General features: G+C 64.8%; 18 protein-coding genes. 5 read left to right on the top strand and 13 right to left on the bottom strand.

All coding sequences use genetic code 11. The features are described 5' to 3' along the window. The first annotated feature begins 70 nt into the window (after nt 1-70). Nucleotides 71-415: a hypothetical protein gene (locus IV500_RS08300; protein ID WP_196396321.1), complete on the top strand. Its 345-nt coding sequence runs from the start codon at nt 71-73 to the stop codon at nt 413-415. A gap of 164 nt (nt 416-579) precedes the next feature. Here IV500_RS08300 and tyrS read toward each other — a convergent pair whose 3' ends face one another. The 4 genes from tyrS to IV500_RS08280 form a co-directional block, all read right to left on the bottom strand. Further along, nucleotides 580-1,893, bottom strand: a complete 1,314-nt coding sequence (tyrS, locus tag IV500_RS08295) for a tyrosine--tRNA ligase (RefSeq protein WP_196396320.1) — start codon at nt 1,891-1,893, stop codon at nt 580-582. Between the two features lie 60 nt (nt 1,894-1,953). Continuing rightward, on the bottom strand, nt 1,954-4,194 hold the full coding sequence (locus tag IV500_RS08290; RefSeq protein ID WP_196396319.1) for a HelD family protein: 2,241 nt from the start codon (nt 4,192-4,194) through the stop codon (nt 1,954-1,956). Nucleotides 4,195-4,354: 160 nt separating this feature from the next. Further along, nucleotides 4,355-4,861: an adenine phosphoribosyltransferase gene (locus IV500_RS08285; protein WP_196396345.1), complete on the bottom strand. Its 507-nt coding sequence runs from the start codon at nt 4,859-4,861 to the stop codon at nt 4,355-4,357. A gap of 334 nt (nt 4,862-5,195) precedes the next feature. Next, nucleotides 5,196-5,843, bottom strand: a complete 648-nt coding sequence (locus IV500_RS08280; protein WP_196396318.1) for a DNA-3-methyladenine glycosylase — start codon at nt 5,841-5,843, stop codon at nt 5,196-5,198. Between the two features lie 119 nt (nt 5,844-5,962). On the opposite strand from IV500_RS08280, the gene IV500_RS08275 reads away from it, so the two are divergent. Then, the gene (locus IV500_RS08275) at nt 5,963-7,555 is read left to right on the top strand and encodes an AlkA N-terminal domain-containing protein (protein WP_196396317.1); all 1,593 of its coding nucleotides are present in this window, start codon (nt 5,963-5,965) and stop codon (nt 7,553-7,555) included. After that, on the top strand, nt 7,552-8,049 hold the full coding sequence (locus tag IV500_RS08270) for a methylated-DNA--[protein]-cysteine S-methyltransferase (RefSeq protein WP_196396316.1): 498 nt from the start codon (nt 7,552-7,554) through the stop codon (nt 8,047-8,049). Before IV500_RS08275 ends, IV500_RS08270 begins: the two co-directional genes overlap by 4 nt. A gap of 96 nt (nt 8,050-8,145) precedes the next feature. On the opposite strand, the gene IV500_RS08265 is transcribed toward IV500_RS08270, so the two are convergent. Both IV500_RS08265 and IV500_RS08260 read right to left on the bottom strand, forming a co-directional pair. Then, a complete protein-coding gene (locus tag IV500_RS08265; protein ID WP_196396315.1) occupies nt 8,146-9,612 on the bottom strand; it encodes a radical SAM domain-containing protein in 1,467 nt (488 codons plus the stop codon). 135 nt (nt 9,613-9,747) lie between these two features. Continuing rightward, nucleotides 9,748-10,404 carry a class I SAM-dependent methyltransferase gene (locus IV500_RS08260; protein ID WP_196396314.1) on the bottom strand — a complete coding sequence of 219 codons (657 nt, stop codon included), beginning with the start codon at nt 10,402-10,404 and terminating at the stop codon, nt 9,748-9,750. A gap of 145 nt (nt 10,405-10,549) precedes the next feature. On the opposite strand from IV500_RS08260, the gene IV500_RS08255 reads away from it, so the two are divergent. Continuing rightward, nucleotides 10,550-11,986, top strand: a complete 1,437-nt coding sequence (locus IV500_RS08255; protein ID WP_196396313.1) for a dihydrolipoyl dehydrogenase family protein — start codon at nt 10,550-10,552, stop codon at nt 11,984-11,986. On the opposite strand, the gene IV500_RS08250 is transcribed toward IV500_RS08255, so the two are convergent. Genes IV500_RS08250 through IV500_RS21415 form a run of 3 tightly spaced genes read right to left on the bottom strand, consistent with a single transcriptional unit; the run spans nt 11,968 to nt 13,544 of the window. Then, nucleotides 11,968-12,594 (bottom strand): CDP-alcohol phosphatidyltransferase family protein, encoded by a 627-nt coding sequence (locus IV500_RS08250; protein WP_196396312.1) that lies wholly within the window; start codon nt 12,592-12,594, stop codon nt 11,968-11,970. The genes IV500_RS08255 and IV500_RS08250 overlap by 19 nt on opposite strands. Beyond that, entirely contained in the window at nt 12,587-13,258 is a 672-nt protein-coding gene (locus IV500_RS08245; protein ID WP_196396311.1) for a TVP38/TMEM64 family protein, read from the bottom strand. The genes IV500_RS08250 and IV500_RS08245 overlap by 8 nt, the downstream gene beginning before the upstream one ends. Next, nucleotides 13,251-13,544, bottom strand: coding sequence for a hypothetical protein (locus tag IV500_RS21415; RefSeq protein ID WP_230854663.1), 294 nt, complete (start codon nt 13,542-13,544; stop codon nt 13,251-13,253). Before IV500_RS21415 ends, IV500_RS08245 begins: the two co-directional genes overlap by 8 nt. Before the next feature lie 117 nt (nt 13,545-13,661). Here IV500_RS21415 and IV500_RS21410 point away from each other — a divergent pair, with 117 nt between their 5' ends. Continuing rightward, nucleotides 13,662-14,441: a CDP-alcohol phosphatidyltransferase family protein gene (locus IV500_RS21410; protein ID WP_230854662.1), complete on the top strand. Its 780-nt coding sequence runs from the start codon at nt 13,662-13,664 to the stop codon at nt 14,439-14,441. 59 nt (nt 14,442-14,500) lie between these two features. Here IV500_RS21410 and IV500_RS08230 read toward each other — a convergent pair whose 3' ends face one another. The 4 genes from IV500_RS08230 to IV500_RS08215 all read right to left on the bottom strand — a co-directional run bounded on the left by IV500_RS08230 (nt 14,501) and on the right by IV500_RS08215 (nt 18,635). Beyond that, the gene (locus tag IV500_RS08230) at nt 14,501-15,274 is read right to left on the bottom strand and encodes a maleylpyruvate isomerase family mycothiol-dependent enzyme (protein WP_196396309.1); all 774 of its coding nucleotides are present in this window, start codon (nt 15,272-15,274) and stop codon (nt 14,501-14,503) included. Nucleotides 15,275-15,310: 36 nt separating this feature from the next. Next, a complete protein-coding gene (locus IV500_RS08225; RefSeq protein WP_196396308.1) occupies nt 15,311-15,829 on the bottom strand; it encodes a pyridoxine/pyridoxamine 5'-phosphate oxidase in 519 nt (172 codons plus the stop codon). A gap of 140 nt (nt 15,830-15,969) precedes the next feature. Then, complete coding sequence (argH, locus tag IV500_RS08220; protein WP_312875867.1) at nt 15,970-17,427, bottom strand: argininosuccinate lyase; 1,458 nt, start codon at nt 17,425-17,427, stop codon at nt 15,970-15,972. A gap of 2 nt (nt 17,428-17,429) precedes the next feature. Beyond that, nucleotides 17,430-18,635, bottom strand: coding sequence for an argininosuccinate synthase (locus IV500_RS08215; RefSeq protein ID WP_196396307.1), 1,206 nt, complete (start codon nt 18,633-18,635; stop codon nt 17,430-17,432). Between the last annotated feature and the right edge of the window lie 18 nt (nt 18,636-18,653).

The following is an 18,653-nucleotide window of genomic DNA, read 5'->3' as shown; positions in this document are numbered from 1 at the left end:
TCCTGAGCCAGGATCAAACTCTCCGTTGATGTAAATCACAGACACCACCACCACACCCGGAAAAAGGGTCATGACAGCAGCACTAAATTCGAAACCAGCCAAAAAAATTGTTACCCACCACAAACGCGGCAAACAACAACAATCTCAACCAATAAAAAAATCGGTATCGACAAAACTTGGCACACTATTGAGTTCTCAAACAACAGACGCATTCAAGTACTTCTCAATCCTAAACCAATATAAAATCGATTCATTATTCGGACTGCATTTCCTTGCTGCAACATCTAAACCATATTTCAATTCTTTTTCTTTTGTCAAATCCGCGGTTTTTCCGGATTTGACATTTTTCCGCGCTAAATTTGCTGTTCATTCTGCGTTGCTCAAAAAGCACGCACGAACCCGCAGCCGCATTTAGTAGGAGTTTTTTGTCCCCGCTCCAGCGAAGTAGTCCGTCATCTTTCAAACGACTACCTCCGCTCCTCAGCGGGCGACTTAGAAGACACTACACGCGCGGCGCGGAAGGTGCAAATCCATCGCTTGTGCCGGTCCCCAGGCTGAGGCCGGCGTCCAACCCCGGCGCTAGTCGACGCGGACTTCCACCACGGCCAGCGTCCGCTTCCCGCGGCGCATCAGCAGGTATCTGCCGTGCAGGAGGTCCTCGCTGGGGATCACGGCATCCGGATCGGTGATCTTCGTGTTATTGACATAGGCACCGCCTTCGGCCACTGTCCGTCTGGCAGCTGAGTTGCTCGCGGACAGTCCGGACAGCACCAGCAAATTAATAATGCCCAGGCCATCGCTTTCCACCGTCCCCCGGGGGAGCTCTTTAGTCGCCGCAATGAGCGTGGCCATGTCCAGCCCCGCCAAATCCCCCTGCCCGAAGAGTGCTGCGGAGGCAGCAATAACCTTATCCGCGGCATCGGCTCCGTGCACCAGGGAGGTAACGTCGTAGGCCAGCTTGCGCTGCGCCTCCCGCAGATGGGGCCGCTGCGCAACGGCCGCAGCGAATTCTTCAATGTCCGCCCGGCTCAGGAAGGTAAACACCTTCAGCCGTTCTACAACATCTGCATCCGAGGTATTGAGCCAGAACTGGTACATCTCGTACGGGCTGCACATTCCTCCATCCAGCCAGATCGCATTGCCCTCGCTCTTGCCGAACTTGGTTCCGTCCGAATTGGTGATCAGCGGTGTGCCGATGGCATGCGCACTTCTACCCTCCACCTTGCGGATCAGATCCGTACCGCTGGTCAGGTTGCCCCACTGATCCGAGCCGCCCTGTTGGAGCACGCACCCGTAACTGCGGAAAAGCTCCAGGAAATCCAGCCCCTGCAGCACCTGATAGCTGAATTCCGCGTAGCTGATCCCGTCCTCGGAGTTCAGCCGCGAGGCGACAATATCCTTTTTGATCATGGTGCCCACGCGGTAATACTTGCCGATGTCCCGGAGAAAATCGATGGCGCTCATCGGCGCGGTCCAGTCCAGATTGTTGACCAGCCGTGCGGCGTTCTCTCCCTCGAAACTCAGGAACCGCTGGATCTGCGCCCGCAGCGAATCAACCCACTGGGCCACCGTTTCCTTAGTGTTCATGGTCCGTTCCGCCGTGGGCCGCGGATCCCCCACCAGTCCGGTGGACCCGCCGACAAGGCCGAGCGGCTTGTGACCTGCTAACTGCAAACGCCGCATAGTCAGCAGCTGCACCAGATTGCCCAGGTGCAGGCTTGGTGCAGTCGGGTCGAAGCCGCAGTAATACGTCACCGGGGCGCCGGAGAGGAGTTTCTCCAGCTCTCCCTCATCGGTGGAGACCTGGATCAGGCCGCGCCATTTGAGTTCCTGCCAAATGTTGGCAAAAGTCGGATCATTGCGCTGGGCTGCGATAGCTGTTGGTTCTGACACAGTTCAAAATTACCAGCCCGACGGCGGTTGGCCCGCTTTCGTTCCGCACCGTGGCGGCGCTCAGCCCTCGATCCCCGCCGGAAGCGCCGTTGAGGTAATCAGCCGCAGCCGCTGCGTAGGCCTGGTCATCGAGACGTACAGGTCTCCCACTCTCCCGGCGTTGCCCGAAAGGAGAGCCGACGGCTCGACGATAATGACGCCGTCGAACTCCAGCCCTTTCGCCTCATGCGGGTCCATCACCACGATGTCCTGCTCAATCGAGCCTGCGCCATGCCCGATCCGCCGACCGTAAACCGAGCGCAGCGCGTCGGCCGCAGCCCGGACCTGGCTGCGCGGGGTAATCACGGCCAGCAGGCCGCCGTCGATCGCGGCCATTTCCGCCGGTACGACTTCGACAAGCTTCGACAGCAGCGCGTCCGCCGTGACGCGGTCGATCACCGGATCCCACAGCCCCTCGCGCACGGCTTTGGGCGCGGATACCCGCTGACCGGCGGCGTTCGCCATCCGCACCGCCGCTTCGGCAATCTGCGACGGCGTCCGGTAATTCACCGTTAGCTCCTCCAGCTGCCAGCGCTCCCCCACGAACGGCGCCAGCGCCTGCTGCCAGGATCCGGCTCCCGAGGACGAGCTCGTCTGCGCAATATCACCGACAATGGTGAAGGATTTGACCGGGCAACGGCGCACCAGCAGCCGCCACTGCATGGCCGAGAGCTCCTGCGCCTCATCCACCACGATGTGGCCAAACGCCCACGTCCGGTCCGTCAAAGCCCGGTCGGCAGGCGTGAGCCGATTTTCCTGCACGGCATTATGGTCCGCCAGGTCCTCCGCGGTGAGAATTCCGTCCACGCCGGAATCCGCCATGGCTTGGGTCATATTGTCTATCGCCCGCTCGGCGTTGGCGATGTCCCGGCGTCTTTGCGCCTCATGTTCAGCCTGATTCCGCCCTCCGGTCGCATCCTGCTCACCGAGCAGCTCGGCCGCCTCGTCCAGCAGCGGAACGTCCGCCTCCGTCCAGGCCGAATCCGTCCCGCGGCGCAGCAACTCCCGCTCGCCGGCGCTGAGCATCGGCGCCGAAGCGTCCAGGATGGCCGGTTTGCTGAACATTTCAGCGACCAGCTTTTGCGCCGTCATCGGCATCCACGCCAGGTTCAGCGCAATGCGCACCTCCCGTGCCTGGCGGACGTCCTCCGCCAGATACGCGCGGTCCGCCGTATTGCCGAACCCCGCCGATTCGATATGCTCCGTCAGCTGCTCGGTCAGCTCGCGCAGCAGAATCCGCACGAACGTCAGACGCGCTTCATTGTGCGGCTTCCCGGTGGCGCGGGCCTTGTCCCGGGCGCGCCGGACCTGCCGCTGAGTCAGGAGCAGCGTAGTACCTTCGACGTCGAGCTTGGTATCCTGCGCCGGAATCCGCTGCCGGTTCGCTACGGCATTGCGGATCACGTCCGCCATCAGCAGCCGTCCCTTGATCTCGGCGACCTCGGGATCTTCGCCGGCCGCGCCGACAATCCCGGGCATCAACCGCCCGACGCTGGCCATCACCACACCGGTCTCGCCCAAAGACGGCAGCACGCGCTCAATGTACTTCATAAATGACGACGACGGTCCCACCAGTAAGACGCCGGCAGACTTCAGCCGGTCCCGGTGCGTGTACAGCAGGTACGCCGCCCGGTGCAGCGCGACAGCTGTCTTGCCCGTTCCCGGTCCGCCCTGCACCACGAGCGCGCCCGAGAGCGGGGCGCGGATGATTCTGTCCTGCTCGGCCTGGATGGTGCCAACGATGTCCGACATCCGCCCGGTCCGCTTGGAGTTAAGCGCCGCCAGTAATGCGCCCTCACCCTGCAGCGAGGTCCCCTCCACAAGCATCTGCGAATCCAGCACGTCATCTTCGATGGCCTTCACATCACGCCCGCTCAGGATCAAATGCCTGCGCCGGCGCACACCTTGGCGCTCGAAGGCCGTGGCTTGGTAGAAGGTCCCGGCCTCCGGCGCACGCCAGTCCACCATTAACTGCTGCAGATCCTCGGTGGACAAACCGATTCGGCCGATGTACCGGGTCTCCCCGGAATCCAAATCCAGCCGGCCAAATGCGAGTTTGTCATCCACCGCATTCAGCTGTGCCAGGCGGTTCTCATACAGTGCCGCGAAGGCATCGCGCTCGGACCTCATCTGATGGGTCCCCATCGCTGTGCTTCGCCGGACCTGCTCCAGCTGTCGCAGTTTCTCCTCACGAAGTTCATCCAAACGGGTGTAAAGCCCCGCTACGTACTCCCGCTCATGGGCGAGTTCAGCATCAAGCATTGCGGCGATCCCTTTCGCAAAAGGCGGACCGTCCATTCTACCGGTATTTCCCGTTTCTCATAGGGCACCTGTCTCAAACCCGCATCATACGCGAGCCTGCGCGTCGGACGGCGCGGCTTCGCACTCGAGACACACGGCGTCGAACCGGACGGCGGAGCGGCTAAAGCCGCATCAGCGAACGCACCCGGTGGCCCGCCAGCGCCGCCCGGCCACGTAGTTCCCCAAGCTCAAGCACGACGCCGAAACCCGCCACATGCACGCCGGCACGTTCAAACAGCTTGGCGGCAGCGGAAAGTGTTCCTCCGGTGGCCAGTACGTCGTCAAGAATCAGCACGCGGCTACCTGCCGGAACATCGCCCTTGTGCAGCTCCAGCGCGGCCCGGCCGTACTCCAGTACATATTCCTCCCGGTAAACCTCCCGTGGCAGCTTTCCCGCCTTGCGGACCGTAATGACGCCCGTTCCCGTGGCATAAGCCGCTGCAGCCGCCAGCAGGAAGCCGCGCGCTTCAACGCCGGCCACGGCATCGAACTGGCCCGCAAATGGCTCCACCAGCGCCTGAACCAGCGCATGGAGGGCAGGTCCGTCCGCAAAAACCGGTGTCAGGTCCTTGAAGGAAATCCCCGGCTGCGGATAATCCGGCACAGTCTTGGTCAGCCGCGAGATGATGGATTCAACCCCTTCGCGGCGAGGTTTCGTGCGCGGGGCGGGTACGGCAGAGGCGGCAGAAGTCACTTCTCCACGGTACCCGCATCGCTGAAGGAAGCCGGCATAGAGCGTCCGCGATCGCGCCTTCTCCCCCGGCGCGCCGTCCTGTGGAAAACCCCGGACGGCGGCGAAAGGTCGCTAAGTGCCGTCACAGCCGTCATCGGCCCGTTATAGCGGCACTTAGTGACGTTTCGCCGATTCCGGCCTCAAGAACGGGGCGGACCCTTTCGCCACCGGTGCCGGTGCAGCTGTCGGTGCAGCTGCCGCGTGTGCGTTAAGTGCACCCGCCCGGCGGTTATGGAACAGCAGGCCGTTTTCGCACTACAGCGGGCTTGTACCGGGAAACGGTTGGATCGGCCGCAATCCAGAACCGCCACGGGTAATCGGCCGATCCGCCGGGCCCGCTCAACCCGACCCGGGGCCCGGTAAGAATATCGTCCGGCTCCACTGCCTGCCCTAATTCGATAATGAAATCGCCGCCAAGAGCCCAGTGGCCATTGTGGCTCAGATCCATCGCCAATGCCGAGGCCAGCCTTGCCGGGCCCTGCGCCAGCTCCCTGTCCTTACGCGCAGCCGTCCGTCGGCTCCGTGCCAGCTCGTGCCCCTCCACAACTTCCCCGGCCCGCATCAGGCAGCCGGAGGACGTACCGGCCGGTGAGCACACCAGATTGGCGCAATAGTGCATGCCGTAGGTGAAATAGACGTAGAAGTGCCCGGCCGGTCCGAACATGGATGTGTTCCTCGGCGTCTGGCCGCGGTAGCTGTGCGAACCCGGATCCGGGGCCGGAGAGTCCGCTGGCCCCATGTACGCCTCCAGCTCTGTCAGTCGGACGCCGACTGTGCCCTCGGCTGTTCGATGCCGGACGACAGCACCGAGCAGCCGGGGTGCAACAACGACGGAGGGCTGCTGGAGCAGTTCCAGCAGATTGGATTCGGCAGTCATGGCAAAACCGTAGCAGTCCCCCGTTCGGCGGGACGAGTCGCGGAGGCCACGGTAACCGGCTTTACCGTCATGTCCGATTTCCGCGAGCAGAGCCTGTCGATCCCTGCGAACATGGAGTCATGGACTTTTCGCAGCAGTACCGGGTGATCGAATCCCGGGACGCCCGCTTCGACGGTCAGTTCTTCACTGCGGTGCGCACCACCGGCATCTATTGTCGCCCCTCCTGCCCCGCCAGGACGCCTAAGCCGGCCAATGTTTCCTTCTTCCGAACCTCGGCTGCAGCCCACGAGGCCGGGTATCGCGCCTGCAGACGCTGTTTGCCCGAGGCAGTCCCCGGCAGTCCGGACTGGAACGTCCACTCCGACGTGGCCGCACGCGCCATGCGCTTAATTGCCGACGGCGTCATGGACCGCGGGGGCGTGCCGGAACTATCCGCTCGCCTGGGCTACTCCAGCCGACAGCTGAACAGGATCATGACCGCCGAGCTGGGCGCGGGACCGCTGGCGCTGGCCCGGGCCGGCCGCGCCCAGACCGCCCGCACGCTGCTGACGGCTACGGACATTAAGTCCGCCGATATTGCCTTCGCTGCGGGCTTCAACAGCGTCCGCCAGTTTAATGAAACGATTGCGGAGGTATTTTCGATGACTCCAACGGCGCTGCGGACACGGGGGCAGCAACGGTATCCGCGCGTTCCATCGGGTGGCTGTGCAGCTCGAGGATCAGTGCCGGGCGCACCGGTCGAACTGTCCCTGACGTTGCCGTTCAGGGAACCGTTCGACCCGGGGATCTTCGCGTTCCTGGCCGCGCGTTCAGTGCTGGGCGTCGAGGAGGGGGACGCAAGTCACTATGCCCGGGCCTTGGCCCTGCCCTGCGGGCACGGTTGGTTTGAGCTGCGCTGGACGGGGACTGCGCTGGAGCTCGCCGCACGGTTGGAGGATCTGCGTGACCTGCCGGCCCTGCTCAGCCGCGTGCGCCGGCTCTTCGACCTCGATGCTGACCCTGCCGGGATAGATGCTGTGTTGGGCGCGGACCCCGGCATGGGCCGCCGCGTCGCGGTGGTGCCCGGTATTCGCTTGCCCGGCGCACTGGATGCCGGCGAAATTCTGATCCGGGCCATGATCGGCCAGCAGATTACCGTTGCAGCCGCACGCACCGCGCTCAACCAGCTGGCCGTCGTCGGACTTCCCGGCCGGACGCCGTCGGAGACGTTAGTGCGGCATTTCCCCACGCCGGAGCTGATTGCCGAACACGGTCCCGGGATTCTACGCGGGCCCCGCAAACGGATCGAATCAGTCTGCGCTGTCGCCGGAATGCTGGCCAGCGGCGGGTTGAGCATTGGAGTTGAAGATGACCTGACCTCGCTGAGCGCCAAGCTTTTGCCGCTGCCCGGGATTGGTCCGTGGACGGTTGGCTACGTTGCCATGCGGGTGCTCGGGGCGCCGGACATCTTTCTGGCCAATGACGCCGCCGTCCGCAACGGCTTCGCCAGGTTATGCGAAAGCACGGTCGGGACGGGAGGACCGGAAAGCACGGTCGGTACGGGCCCGGCGGCGAAGATCGGTGCGCCGGCGCTGACCGGCTATGCCGCGCGCTTTAGCCCCTGGCGTTCCTATGCCACAATGCACCTCTGGCGTACCGCAGCCAAAGGACCCATTACATCAGCTCCTGCAACAACTTCTGCAAACACACGCGCTGAGAGGACATCACAATGATCGCCGAAACCCTGACTATGAGCACACCGGACGGACCCTTCACGATCATTGCCGCCGATGGCTCCGTGCTGTCGGCCGGCTGGACCGCGGAGCTGTCCGACTTGACCGGCCAGATTCACCCGACACTGCGTCCCACCGGCTACACCGCAGTAGCGTCCCTTGGCGCCATCTCCGATGCCGTCACCGCATACTACGACGGGCAAACCTGCTACATCATGCAGGTGCCGGTCCGGCAGAAATCGGGGCCGTTCCGCGCTCACGCGTGGGATGTCCTGCGTACGGTTTCGCCCGGGAAGCCCGTGAGCTACACCGAATATGCGCTGCTGGCGGGTAATCCGGCGGCGATCCGGGCCGCGGCCAGTGCCTGTGCCTTCAATGCTGCGGCGCTGTTCGTGCCCTGCCACCGGGTGGTCCGCACGGACGGGACGCTGGGTGGTTTTCGTTGGGGTCTTACGGTGAAGGAAAGCCTGCTGGCACGGGAGGCAAAGCTCTGATCCGGTGACTGCGGTGACTGCGGTGACTGCGGTGACTGCGGTGACTGCGGTGGCGCAGTGGATCAGGGCAGCGCCAAATTGCCCGCGGTAGGGTCATTACGGCAATGTCATCGGGCCGGTGGCCGAAACCGGGCGGTGCGCATCCGCGTCTGCCGCCGGAGGGTGCGTGAGTGCTCTGATGGGGAGCATTTTGCGCAGTCCGGCATTTTCCCCGGCATCCAGGACAGAATGCTGGACACAGGCGGGCACCAGCGCCCCGGTCTCCGGGTGGCTCATCGTGTACATGCAGGCGCCGAGGCGTTCCTGCGTTTCCCTGATTTTCGGATCCTCGCTCGCCACGCCCTGCTCCATCAGTGCCCAGGCCGGGGCAACGTCGGCGGCATCCATGAAGTTGTGCACCACAAACGTCCTGAAGGACAGCCGGCGCTTCCAGGCCGCAGCGGCCACGGTCCGTAGGCCGCCCACCCGGCGCGCCAGGCGCTGGGCGAAGGCGAGAAGGTGGGGCACATCGCCCGGGTGGGACAGGAGCGCCCGCAGGATTTTCGTGGCCACAATCCAGGCGGGAATACCGCCGAAAATCATGCCGCCGAAGTGCGCCAGGACTCTGTCCCGGGCCGCAAGGTCGCGGGGGTCCTGCGGGTCCAGCAGGGCAGCGCTGCCGGTCCCGGCGGTGACGGTGACGGCGGTCCTGTTGCAGCGCGGGTCTCCGAACTGGGTGCCTTGCCACGGGATGGCGTGTCCGGCCCCGGCCTCGATCCGGGACCACACTGCGTCGATGGAGACGGCCTCGAATCCTCCGGACCACCTGCGGTCATCGCCCAAGTAGGCCGCTGGCTGGAAGGAGAGCATGTCATAGGGCATCTCCAGCACGGCACGGGTCACGTCGGTGACCTGGTCGAGGTTGGCGGGTGTGACGGTCATATTGTGGGCGATGTAGGAACGGATGCCGTGATCGTGTTTAAGGGTGGTGAACATTTCGGCGAACCGGGCCCGGAATGGGTTGAGCTCGGCTTCGTTGTGGGGGCGCACGGCGCCGCGGCGTCCGCGCATCAATGAATCGAAGTGGGCGGCGAAGGAGACCCTGTCAAAGCGTGGCCTGCCGTCCGGGCCCAGTACAACGTCGAGCAGGTATTGGTAGTCGAAGTCGCCGTGGGTCATGGACATCGGTTCCCGGCCGTTGGCACGCATGGCCAACAGCGCCGCGGCGTGGTCCCCGGCGTGGAGCAGGCTGACTTCCCCGCCGATCAGCTGCGCATGGGCACGGGGGCCGCGCACGCTGCGGAGGTACTGCATCTGTTCGGTGACGCCTTTGACGGTGTGGTCGCCATCAATCCTGACCTTGTTCGCGTCCGCTGAGTGGTAGCAGGGTGAGCAGATGAGGTTGCATTTGGGGAAGACTCCGTGCGTGCCTTCGCACCCGACGGCGGCCCGGCCCAGCAGCTGGCCGGGGGTTTTGGCGTGCTCCGGCAGTTGCGCCCAGCGCCGCTCCAGGGCATTCCTGCTTTCGGGCTGAATCGGCCTGGTCGCCATTTCCAGGCTTCGGAGGAGGGCTGTGATCTTCATGGTGGTCCTCTATATCACTCTGTGGATCCTGGCCGGACCTGTACGGCCACCAACTCCAGAATAGTCCCAGCCGCCGGGTGGCCCACCAGAGTGAGGGCCAAAAGCGGCATGTCCACGGGTCCGCATCGTTTCGCGTCACATCGTCCGGCCCGGCACCGTCTTTCCGGCCCGGATCTGGAGGTGCCCGGCCCGCGCGGAGGTCCGGATGACGTCGGCGCACTCTTCTTCGACGGCCCGCCAGGGTGCGGCGTGGATGTCGGATCCTCCCAGCGCGCAGGCCAGCCTCGCAAGCGGAGCCAGCCACCGCGCCCAACCCTGGGGATCCTGCATGTCTACGACGCCGATCCGGCCGTCCGTGCCCAGCAGTGACGTCGTGGTTTCCCAGGCCCTTTTCCAATCACCCATCAGCGACAGCGAGTAGGTTGCCAGTGCGGCGTCCGAGAGTTCAGTTCCCCCTGCAGCCGCGATGCGCCCAGAAAGGGCAGCAGGCTCTTCAAGCACCATATCCGCCTGAACCAGGATGACATTGTCCCAGCGCCGGGCTATGGCCCGGCGGCGGGCTTGGCGGAGCATTTGGGCACTGCGGTCAATGCCGACGATGGTGCCACCGGTACCGATACGCTCCTGCAGCAGAGCGAAATTGAGCCCCGTTCCGCACCCGATGTCCAGTACCTGCTGGTCCTGACGGGGTCCAAGAGCAGTGACGCCAAGCACCCGTCCGGCATGATAGATAGGGTATTCTCCCGACAGCAGGTCGTACAACGGGGCAAACCGTGTGTATTTATCGCCCAAGGTGGGCTCCTTCCGGTTCGTTCCGGTTCGTTCTGGTTCATTCTGGTTCGTTCTGCGGCACCGGCTGTGGCAGCGGCACGGTCGCAGCGGACCGCACCGTCGGGCGCAGGGTTCGGCAGTCAAGCTCACTCAAGAGGAGTCCATCATGACAGACAAGCAACAACCCGTTGACTTGCTCGTTGTCGGTGGCGGCACGGCAGGAATCGTGGGCGCCAAGACGGCGGCCGGGTTTGGGGCTCGAACCGTGCTGGTCGAGCAGGCCCGCACAGGAGGTGATTGCCTGTGGACCGGGTGCGTCCCGTCCAAGACGCTCCTCTCCGCCGCCGACCATGCCATCACCATGCGGGAACTGACCGGGCATCGGCCGGACTTCGCAGCCGTGCGGGAACGCATCCACGCCGCGATCGGCACCATTGAACCCGTTGATTCCCCGGCGGCGCTCGAAGCCGCCGGGGTGGGAGTCGTCAATGGCAGCCTGACATTCCTTGCGCCCGGTGTGGCCGAGGTCAACGGCGGGCAGATCCGCTTTCGGCAGGCGCTGGTAGCCGCCGGCGGCGCGCCTGCAACCGTCGACATCGCGGGATTGGATCCGGCCTTTGTGGTGACTTCGGAGACGGTTTGGGAACTGGAGGCCCTCCCGGCCCGGCTGGCAATCGTTGGAGGCGGACCGGTCGCGTGTGAACTCGGGCAGGCCTTTGCCCGCCTGGGATCACAGGTGACCATGGTGGTCCGCTCCCGCATCCTTCCCAAGGAAGACCCCGACGCAACCAATCTGGTCAGAAAAGTACTCGAATCCGATGGCGTCCGCGTCCTGGAGCACGCCAGCATTGAGAACGCTGCCAGCACGGGCACGGGCACAGGAACCCGAATCCGTTTCGGGAACGGCACGGCCATTGACACCGACACGGTCCTGCTGGCCATCGGACGCGTCCCCCGGACCACTTGCCTTGGCCTGGAACGGATCGGGGTGGATCTGGATGCGGGCGGCCACATCGTCACCGATGCACGGATGCGGACCAGCAACCCGCTCATCTGGGCCGCGGGGGATGTGACTGCCAACCCGCAATTCACCCACCTGGCCGGCGTCCATGGATCCGTAGCCGCCTCGAACGCCGTCCTTGGGCTCAAACGACGAGTCAGCACCACCGTGCCGCGGGTAACTTACACGTCCCCGGAGGTAGCCGCCGTCGGGCTTTCCATGCCCGACGGCGGTTCGGCGCACCGCGTCCGGACCGTCCAGCACACCCACGTCGACCGGGCCGTGACCGCGGACAACACGGACGGATTCACCCGGCTGGTCGTTGACCGGCGGGGGAAAATTCTCGGCGGCACGATTGTGGGTCCCAGGGCCGGGGAATCCCTGGCCGAGCTGACCTTGGCCGTGCAGAAGGGGATGACGACCTCGGACATTGCCGGAACAACGCACCCCTACCCGACTTACGGCGACGGCGTGTGGAATGCCGCTGTCGCCGATGCCAGGGAGCGCTTGGCTTCCCCCCTGATAGAGCGGGCCACTGCGGCCTTGGTCTGGGGGCGGCGCCGGTGGCTGGACAGCGCTGCCCTTCACCGCAGGGAGCGGTAACCGGCGATGATCCGCTGGACGGCACTGGCTGTGACCAGCAGCGCCCAGACAGCGGCAATTTGCCACGCAGCACCGGGGACGATGAGCCACAGGCTGTGCACGGCGACGGTCTCCGCGCCCTCGGTCAGGCCGGGCAGGAACGACAGCGACCGGCCGTCCCGGAGTTGGCGGCCGGCTTTTTCGGCAATGGAGGAAAACGCAAGGAATGCCGTGCCGTTGATGTAATAGGCAAAAAGGACCAGCAGGAACGGCAGCCACGGCGCATCGAACGCGGCGCCCGCGCCGATTGCCATGCCCACCACCGTTGCGCCGTAGACGACGAAGTCGGCGCAGATGTCCCAGAATCCGCCCCTGCCGGTGTCCGCGGTCCCGGTTCGGCGGTTCCGCAGCCGGGCCAGCGGACCGTCGAGGCCGTCAGCGATCCGGCACAACAGCCACGCGGCCAAGGCAGGCAGCCACCACTGTCCGGCGGCCAGGGCCGCACTGGCCAGGCCAAGAACCAGGTTTAAGGCCGTTAGCCTATCGGGAGTGATCCACGGCCGGTCCAGCCGGGCGGCGGCCCGTCCCAAGGCGGGCTCCATGGCCCGGCGCAGCCTGGCATCAAACATCGGCTGCCTTCCCCTTCCGGTGCCGCACAGCGGCAACCATCAGCCCGGCCAAAGTCAGCACTCCGAGGGCGCCGAGCGCGAGGTCGAGCTGCCATCCCGGCTTGAGGCCAAACGCCCCCAGAGCCACAAAACTCACCGTGCCGGGAAGGATGCCGATCGCGGTCCCAAGGACGTAGTGCCACCAGCCCAGGGAGGTCAGCCCGGCTGCGTAGTTGATGGCCGTAAACGGCAACACGGGGACCAGCCGAACACCGATCATCGCCGTCAGCCCGCGCCGCCGCAGTAGCCGATCGACCTTCTCCACCCGTGTCCGGGTAAATCTCTCCACCGCCTCCCGTCCCAGCCAGCGGCCCAGCCAGAAGGCGGCCACGGAACCGAGCATCGCGCCGGCATAGACTACGGCGACGCCGCCGCCGAGTCCAAAAACCAGTCCCGCCGCAACTGAGAGGACGTTCTTGGGTACCGGAGCCAGCGTCAGCGCGGCATAGGCCATGATGAAAACCGCTGGCCCCCACCAGAGTGTTGCGCTGAAATAGCTGCGGATCTCCTCGACCGGCGGGAGCGGAAAGACCAGCACCGCCACGGCGGCGGCAGTCACGAGAATCAAAAGGATCCCGAACCGAATAACCGCCCGGATCCCTTTCGCCTTGGCTGGTTTACTCAAAGCGCCCCAGAGCGTCCTTGCCGAGGTTGAAATATTTCCGCGAGCGGGGGCTGGCTTGTGCACATTCCACGGCAACAGCCTCACCGCTGGGCCCGATCCCAAGCTCAGCCGGCACAATAAACTCAGCTATGGAATACACCTCCTCGATGATCAACGCGGTATTTTTCGAAAGCCTGGCACTGCCGGTGTCACCCGAGCACGCACCAGGACACGCCGCCACCGGATCTGCGCCATACCTCTGTGTGAGCGGCATGTGTGAGCGATATTGCTGAACCATCGCCGTCATCACCGTACCGTAAAGGGAGAAGGCCGGAAAAATGAGCCATTATGCACGCCTATTGGGCCCGCAGTGCCCGCTGAACATCGCGGTGCCACGGACAGTACAGCTTCGGAAGGAGACGGCTTGAACGTATTCCCAGGAGGGATCACGGCAGGGACTGTCAGTGACAGCGTCCTGGATGAACCGGATAGCCGCGCCTCAACCAACGAGCTCCTGTCCGCGCTTCGCGCCCGTCACTACACGCCGGCCGCGTGGTCGCAATTTCTTATCCGGGCAACCAAGCGCTCCGTTCGGCAAGCACTCCATCATCGTCGGGCCCTGCTGGAATCGACCGCACTGCATGCCGGACTGGCCGCCCTTGCAGATCCACGTCACCGCACATGGGTGGCAGCGAGCTGGTTTCTCACAGCCAGTCACTTGGGCATGCTGGAGGACCGGGGCACACTCGGGGTCGCCAATTCCCTCACGCTGATTCGTGCGAACCTTCCAGCGCTGGAGAATCGGTTGGGAAACGCGGTTCCGATCGTGGCACTGGCCACTGACTGGCTCGATGGGCGATTTTCCCGCGCGACCGGTACCGAAACCCGGTTCGGGCGGCAAGCAGACTTTCTGGCCGATACTGCGCTGTGGACCTGGTTCACCCTCCGGCACGAGTCCAACTGGTGGCTGCGTACGGCGACGTTCGCAGCTTGGGGGGCGAGCGCTGCGGCGGTCACGACGGCAAGTTTTGCCGGTGGCGCGATGAAAGACATGCCGCGGTTCCGCTGGGTCCGTCCGGCCGCAACGCTACAGGTCATTACAGGGCTGAGAATCCTGCTCAAACAGATCAGCCAGGCCAGGCGCAAACTACCTGGCGGACCGCTTCCGGCTCGAACTTATCCCGGCGGAAAGGGCGTAACATAGCGACACCGGCGTAGTTCCGCCCTGCTACTGCTCCGGAGAGCTTAGTTTCACCCTGCGCGTTACTTGGGGGCGACGGCGGCGGGCCAGGGAAGCAGCTCGGGAAGGTCGACGGCGTCTGCCGCGGCTTCAGCGCGCAGGCTGTCCAGGCTTGGCGTACGGCCGGCGATCCATGCGGCCATGTCCGTCAGTATTCCGCTCACATAGACGGTCCTGGCGCCCGCACCGCCGTTCCCCAGCGTGAAGGACGGCAGACCGAGCGGCTGAAATTTCAGCAGCAAGCCGGCCGGCACGCGTGCCTGGAGGAAGTCAAAGAGGTGGCGGCAGAAGTCGGCGGGCCACGTTTCCGGCCCACGTCCCAACTCAAGATCGGACAGATGGATCACCAGTTCCCGCCACAGCGCCAGGCCGCCGTCATAGATGACGCCGTCCCGGTATGATATCGGCAGCTGCCAGCCGTCGTCAGCCAGGCCGCGCATATCTGTCAATACGCGGTCCAGAGCGCCCGTCAAGTCACGCAGGTGCTCCGCCGCACCGTGGCCCGCAGCAACCTCGATGGCCTGCGTCCGTCCCTCATAGCCGCCGTCGTAAAAGTCGATCTTTTCGCCCCGCACCGCGTATTCACACTGCCGCGCCAAAGCGTTCGCAACCCCGCACAGATGCGCCACTACGTGGCCTCGGGTCCAGCTGGGGAGCGCGGACGCGCTGCGAAGATCGTCGTCGGAAAGGGTGGCGGCCTTGTGCAGCACGACGCCTGCTGCGCTGTCCAGGTTGGCCAGTAGCTGCGTTGCGGAAGGCTGCGTCGCCTTAAATGCTGCGGGTGAAGACTCGGTCATCGCCCCAGCCTATCCCCCCAATCGGGATGACCTCGTTCAAAGGACGTAGCGGTGCCGGATGTGCCGGCGATCGGCCCGGGCCTGCCAGAACTCAAGCTCCGACGGCCGGAGCGCATAGAGCTGCCACTGCGGATTCGTCCCGCCGTCGGCCGCGGGTCTGTCCGCCCAGTCCGCAGCGGAAGCCTGAGCCGACAGTTCTACGACGGTGCCCGTCAACCGGATCTGCCGCCCCAGCTGCGGCCAGTAGAAGTTCATCGCCGCCCGGGGATTTGCTGCAAGTTCCCGGCCCTTACGGGAGGTGCGGGCAGTGGCAAAGTGCCAGCCGTCGCCGTCCAGGTTCTTCAGGATCAGCATACGGGAGGACAGGTTGCCGCCGGCGTCCGCCGTAGCCAGACTGCAGGCGTGCGGCTGCGGAACGCCGGCCACGACTGCGTCCTCCAGCCATACGCGGAAAAGTACCGCAGGGTCCGCCGGGGCCTTTTCCGGATCAAAATCCGGCATTGAATCGGGAAAATCGGGAAGCGCCCGCAGTCTGCGCCGAAATGATTCGCTCATGGCAACATATTCCCACCACTGGCAGCGCCACCGCGACTCTGCCGCACAAAAATGCCCGCATCCACAAGGGCGGATGCGGGCATTTCCATACTCAGGTCGGCTTCAGATTCAGGCCGGCTTCATACTCAGCACGACGACGGTCAGGCCACGAAGGCACGGACCTCACCCAGCTGCCGTTGCAGGGCGGCCAGCTGTTCGAGTACGGCGGACGGCGCGGTGCCACCTTGGGCACTGCGGCTGTTCAACGAGCCTTCCGTGCTCAGCACGCTGCGGACCTCCGGGGTGAGATGGGCGGAAATTCCGGCATACTCCTCATCGGTCAGGTCCCACAGCTCCACGCCGCGGGTCTCCGCTATTTTCACGGCTGCGCCCGAAAGCTCGTGGGCGTCGCGGAACGGGACGCCCTGCCGGACCAGCCATTCGGCAATGTCCGTGGCCAGCGCAAAGCCCTGCGGCGCCAAGGCCTGCATCCGCCCGGTGTTGAAGACCAAGGTGGCAATCATGCCGGAGACGGCCGGGAGCAGCAGTTCCAGGGTGTCCGCGGCGTCAAAGACCGGTTCCTTGTCTTCCTGCAGGTCCCGGTTGTAGGCCAACGGCAGACCCTTCAGCGTCGCCAGCAGTCCTGTCAGGTCCCCGATCAGGCGCCCGGCCTTGCCTCGGGCCAGCTCTGCGACATCCGGGTTCTTCTTCTGCGGCATGATCGACGAGCCGGTGGAGTAAGAGTCATCGAGGGTGACGAAGGAGAATTCCTTGGTGGCCCAGAGAATGACTTCCTCACTGATCCGGGACAGATCCACGCCGATCATGGCGGCGATCCAGGCGAACTCGGCGAAAACGTCGCGGGAGGCAGTGCCGTCGATCGAATTCCAGGTCGCCGAGTCAAATCCCAAATCAGTGGCAACCGCGTTGGGGTCCAGGCCCAGTGAAGAGCCCGCCAGCGCGCCGGAGCCATACGGTGACACGGCTGCGCGCCTGTCCCAGTCCTGCAGCCGCTGCACATCGCGCAATAGCGCCCAGGCATGGGCCAGCAGGTGGTGGCTGAGCAGCACCGGCTGGGCGTGCTGCAAATGTGTGCGGCCGGGCATGGCCACGCCGTGATGCGCCTTCGCCTGGCCCACCAGCGCGTCGATGACGGACAGAACGCCTGCGGCGACGATGCGGGCATGGTCGCGCAGGTACATGCGCCCCAGCGTGGCAATCTGGTCATTGCGCGAGCGGCCCGCCCGGAGTTTGCCGCCCAGCTGCGCTCCGGCGCGTTCAATCAGCCCCCGCTCCAGCGAGCCGTGCACATCCTCGTCGGTCTGCGCAGCGGTATAGGCACCGGATTCAACGTCGGCAGCCAGCTGGGACAGGGCGTCCAGCATCCCGGCCAGCTCGCCGTCATCGAGCAGTCCGGCCTGGTGCAGCACGCGGGCGTGCGCTTTGGAGCCGGCAATGTCATACAGCGCCAGCCGCCAGTCAAAATGCGTGGACTTGCTCAGCGCGGCGAGCGCGTCCGCCGGAGCGCCGGCAAACCGGGCTCCCCAGAGCGCGCCGGTGTTCGTTCCCGAGCTCCCGCCGCCACCGCTCTGTCCGGCCGACGGGTTCAAATCAACCACCGCTACTGCCCGGCCACGCGCTGGTCACGGGACGAGGCGACCTTGGAGGACATTCCCCAGAGCTCAATGAAGCCCTTGGCCTGGGACTGATCGAAGGTGTCTCCGGTGTCGTAGGTTGCGAGGTTGAAATCGTACAGGGAAGTCCCGGAGCGGCGTCCGGTCACCACGGCCGCGCCGCCGTGCAGGGTCATCCGAATGTCGCCGGTGACGTATTGCTGGGTGTCCTCGATGAAGGTGTCCAGTGAACGCTTTAGCGGGGAGAACCACTGGCCGTCGTAGACCAGCTCGCTCCAGCGCTGGCCCACCGTGGCCTTGAACCGGGCCTGCTCGCGCTCAATGGTGATGTCTTCCAGGTGCTTGTGCGCGGTGATCAGCGCCATGGCACCGGGAGCCTCGTAGATTTCGCGGCTCTTAATGCCCACCAGCCGGTCTTCGACGACGTCGATCCGGCCCACGCCCTGCGCACCGGCGCGGCGGTTCAGTTCCTGGATGACCGCCAGTGCTGAGAGCTTGACGCCGTCGACCGCCACGGGCACCCCGCGTTCGAAGGAAATGATGACCTCGTCAGCCGCCGGCGGGAATTCCGGCGTGGCGGTGTAGTCGTAGATATCCTTGGTGGGGCCGTTCCAGATGTCTTCCAGGTAGCCCGTCTCCACGGCGCGTCCCCAGACGTTCTGGTCGATCGAGTAGGGGTTCTTGGCCGTTGTCTCGATCGGCAGACCTTTTTCCTCGGCAAAAGCGATGGCCTTGTCCCGGGTCAGTGCCAGGTCGCGGACCGGTGCGATGCACTTCAAATCCGGCCCGAGGGTCTGGATCCCGACCTCGAAGCGGACCTGGTCATTGCCCTTGCCCGTGCAGCCGTGTGCGACGGTAGTGGCGCCGAATTCGCGGGCCGCCTTGACCAGGTGCTTGACGATGACGGGCCGGGAAATGGCGGAAACCAGTGGGTAATGGCCCTGATAGAGACCATTGGCCTTCAAGGTGGGGACGCAGTACTCATCGGCAAATTCCTCGCGCGCATCGGCAACATACGCCTCGACGGCGCCGCAGCCCAGGGCACGCTGGCGGATGGTTTCCAGCGACTCGCCGCCTTGTCCGACGTCGACGGCGACGGCGATTACCTCGGCGCCGGTGGCTTCCCCGATCCAGCCGATGGCAACGGAAGTATCCAGGCCACCTGAATAGGCCAAAACAATGCGATCAGTCACTTCATACTCCTTGAATTA

It is taken from the genome of Arthrobacter terrae (assembly GCF_015708085.1).
Lineage (GTDB): Bacteria > Actinomycetota > Actinomycetes > Actinomycetales > Micrococcaceae > Arthrobacter_M > Arthrobacter_M terrae.
The sequence above is the reverse complement of the archived record's forward strand: the minus strand, read 5'-3'. Positions and strand labels throughout refer to the sequence as shown.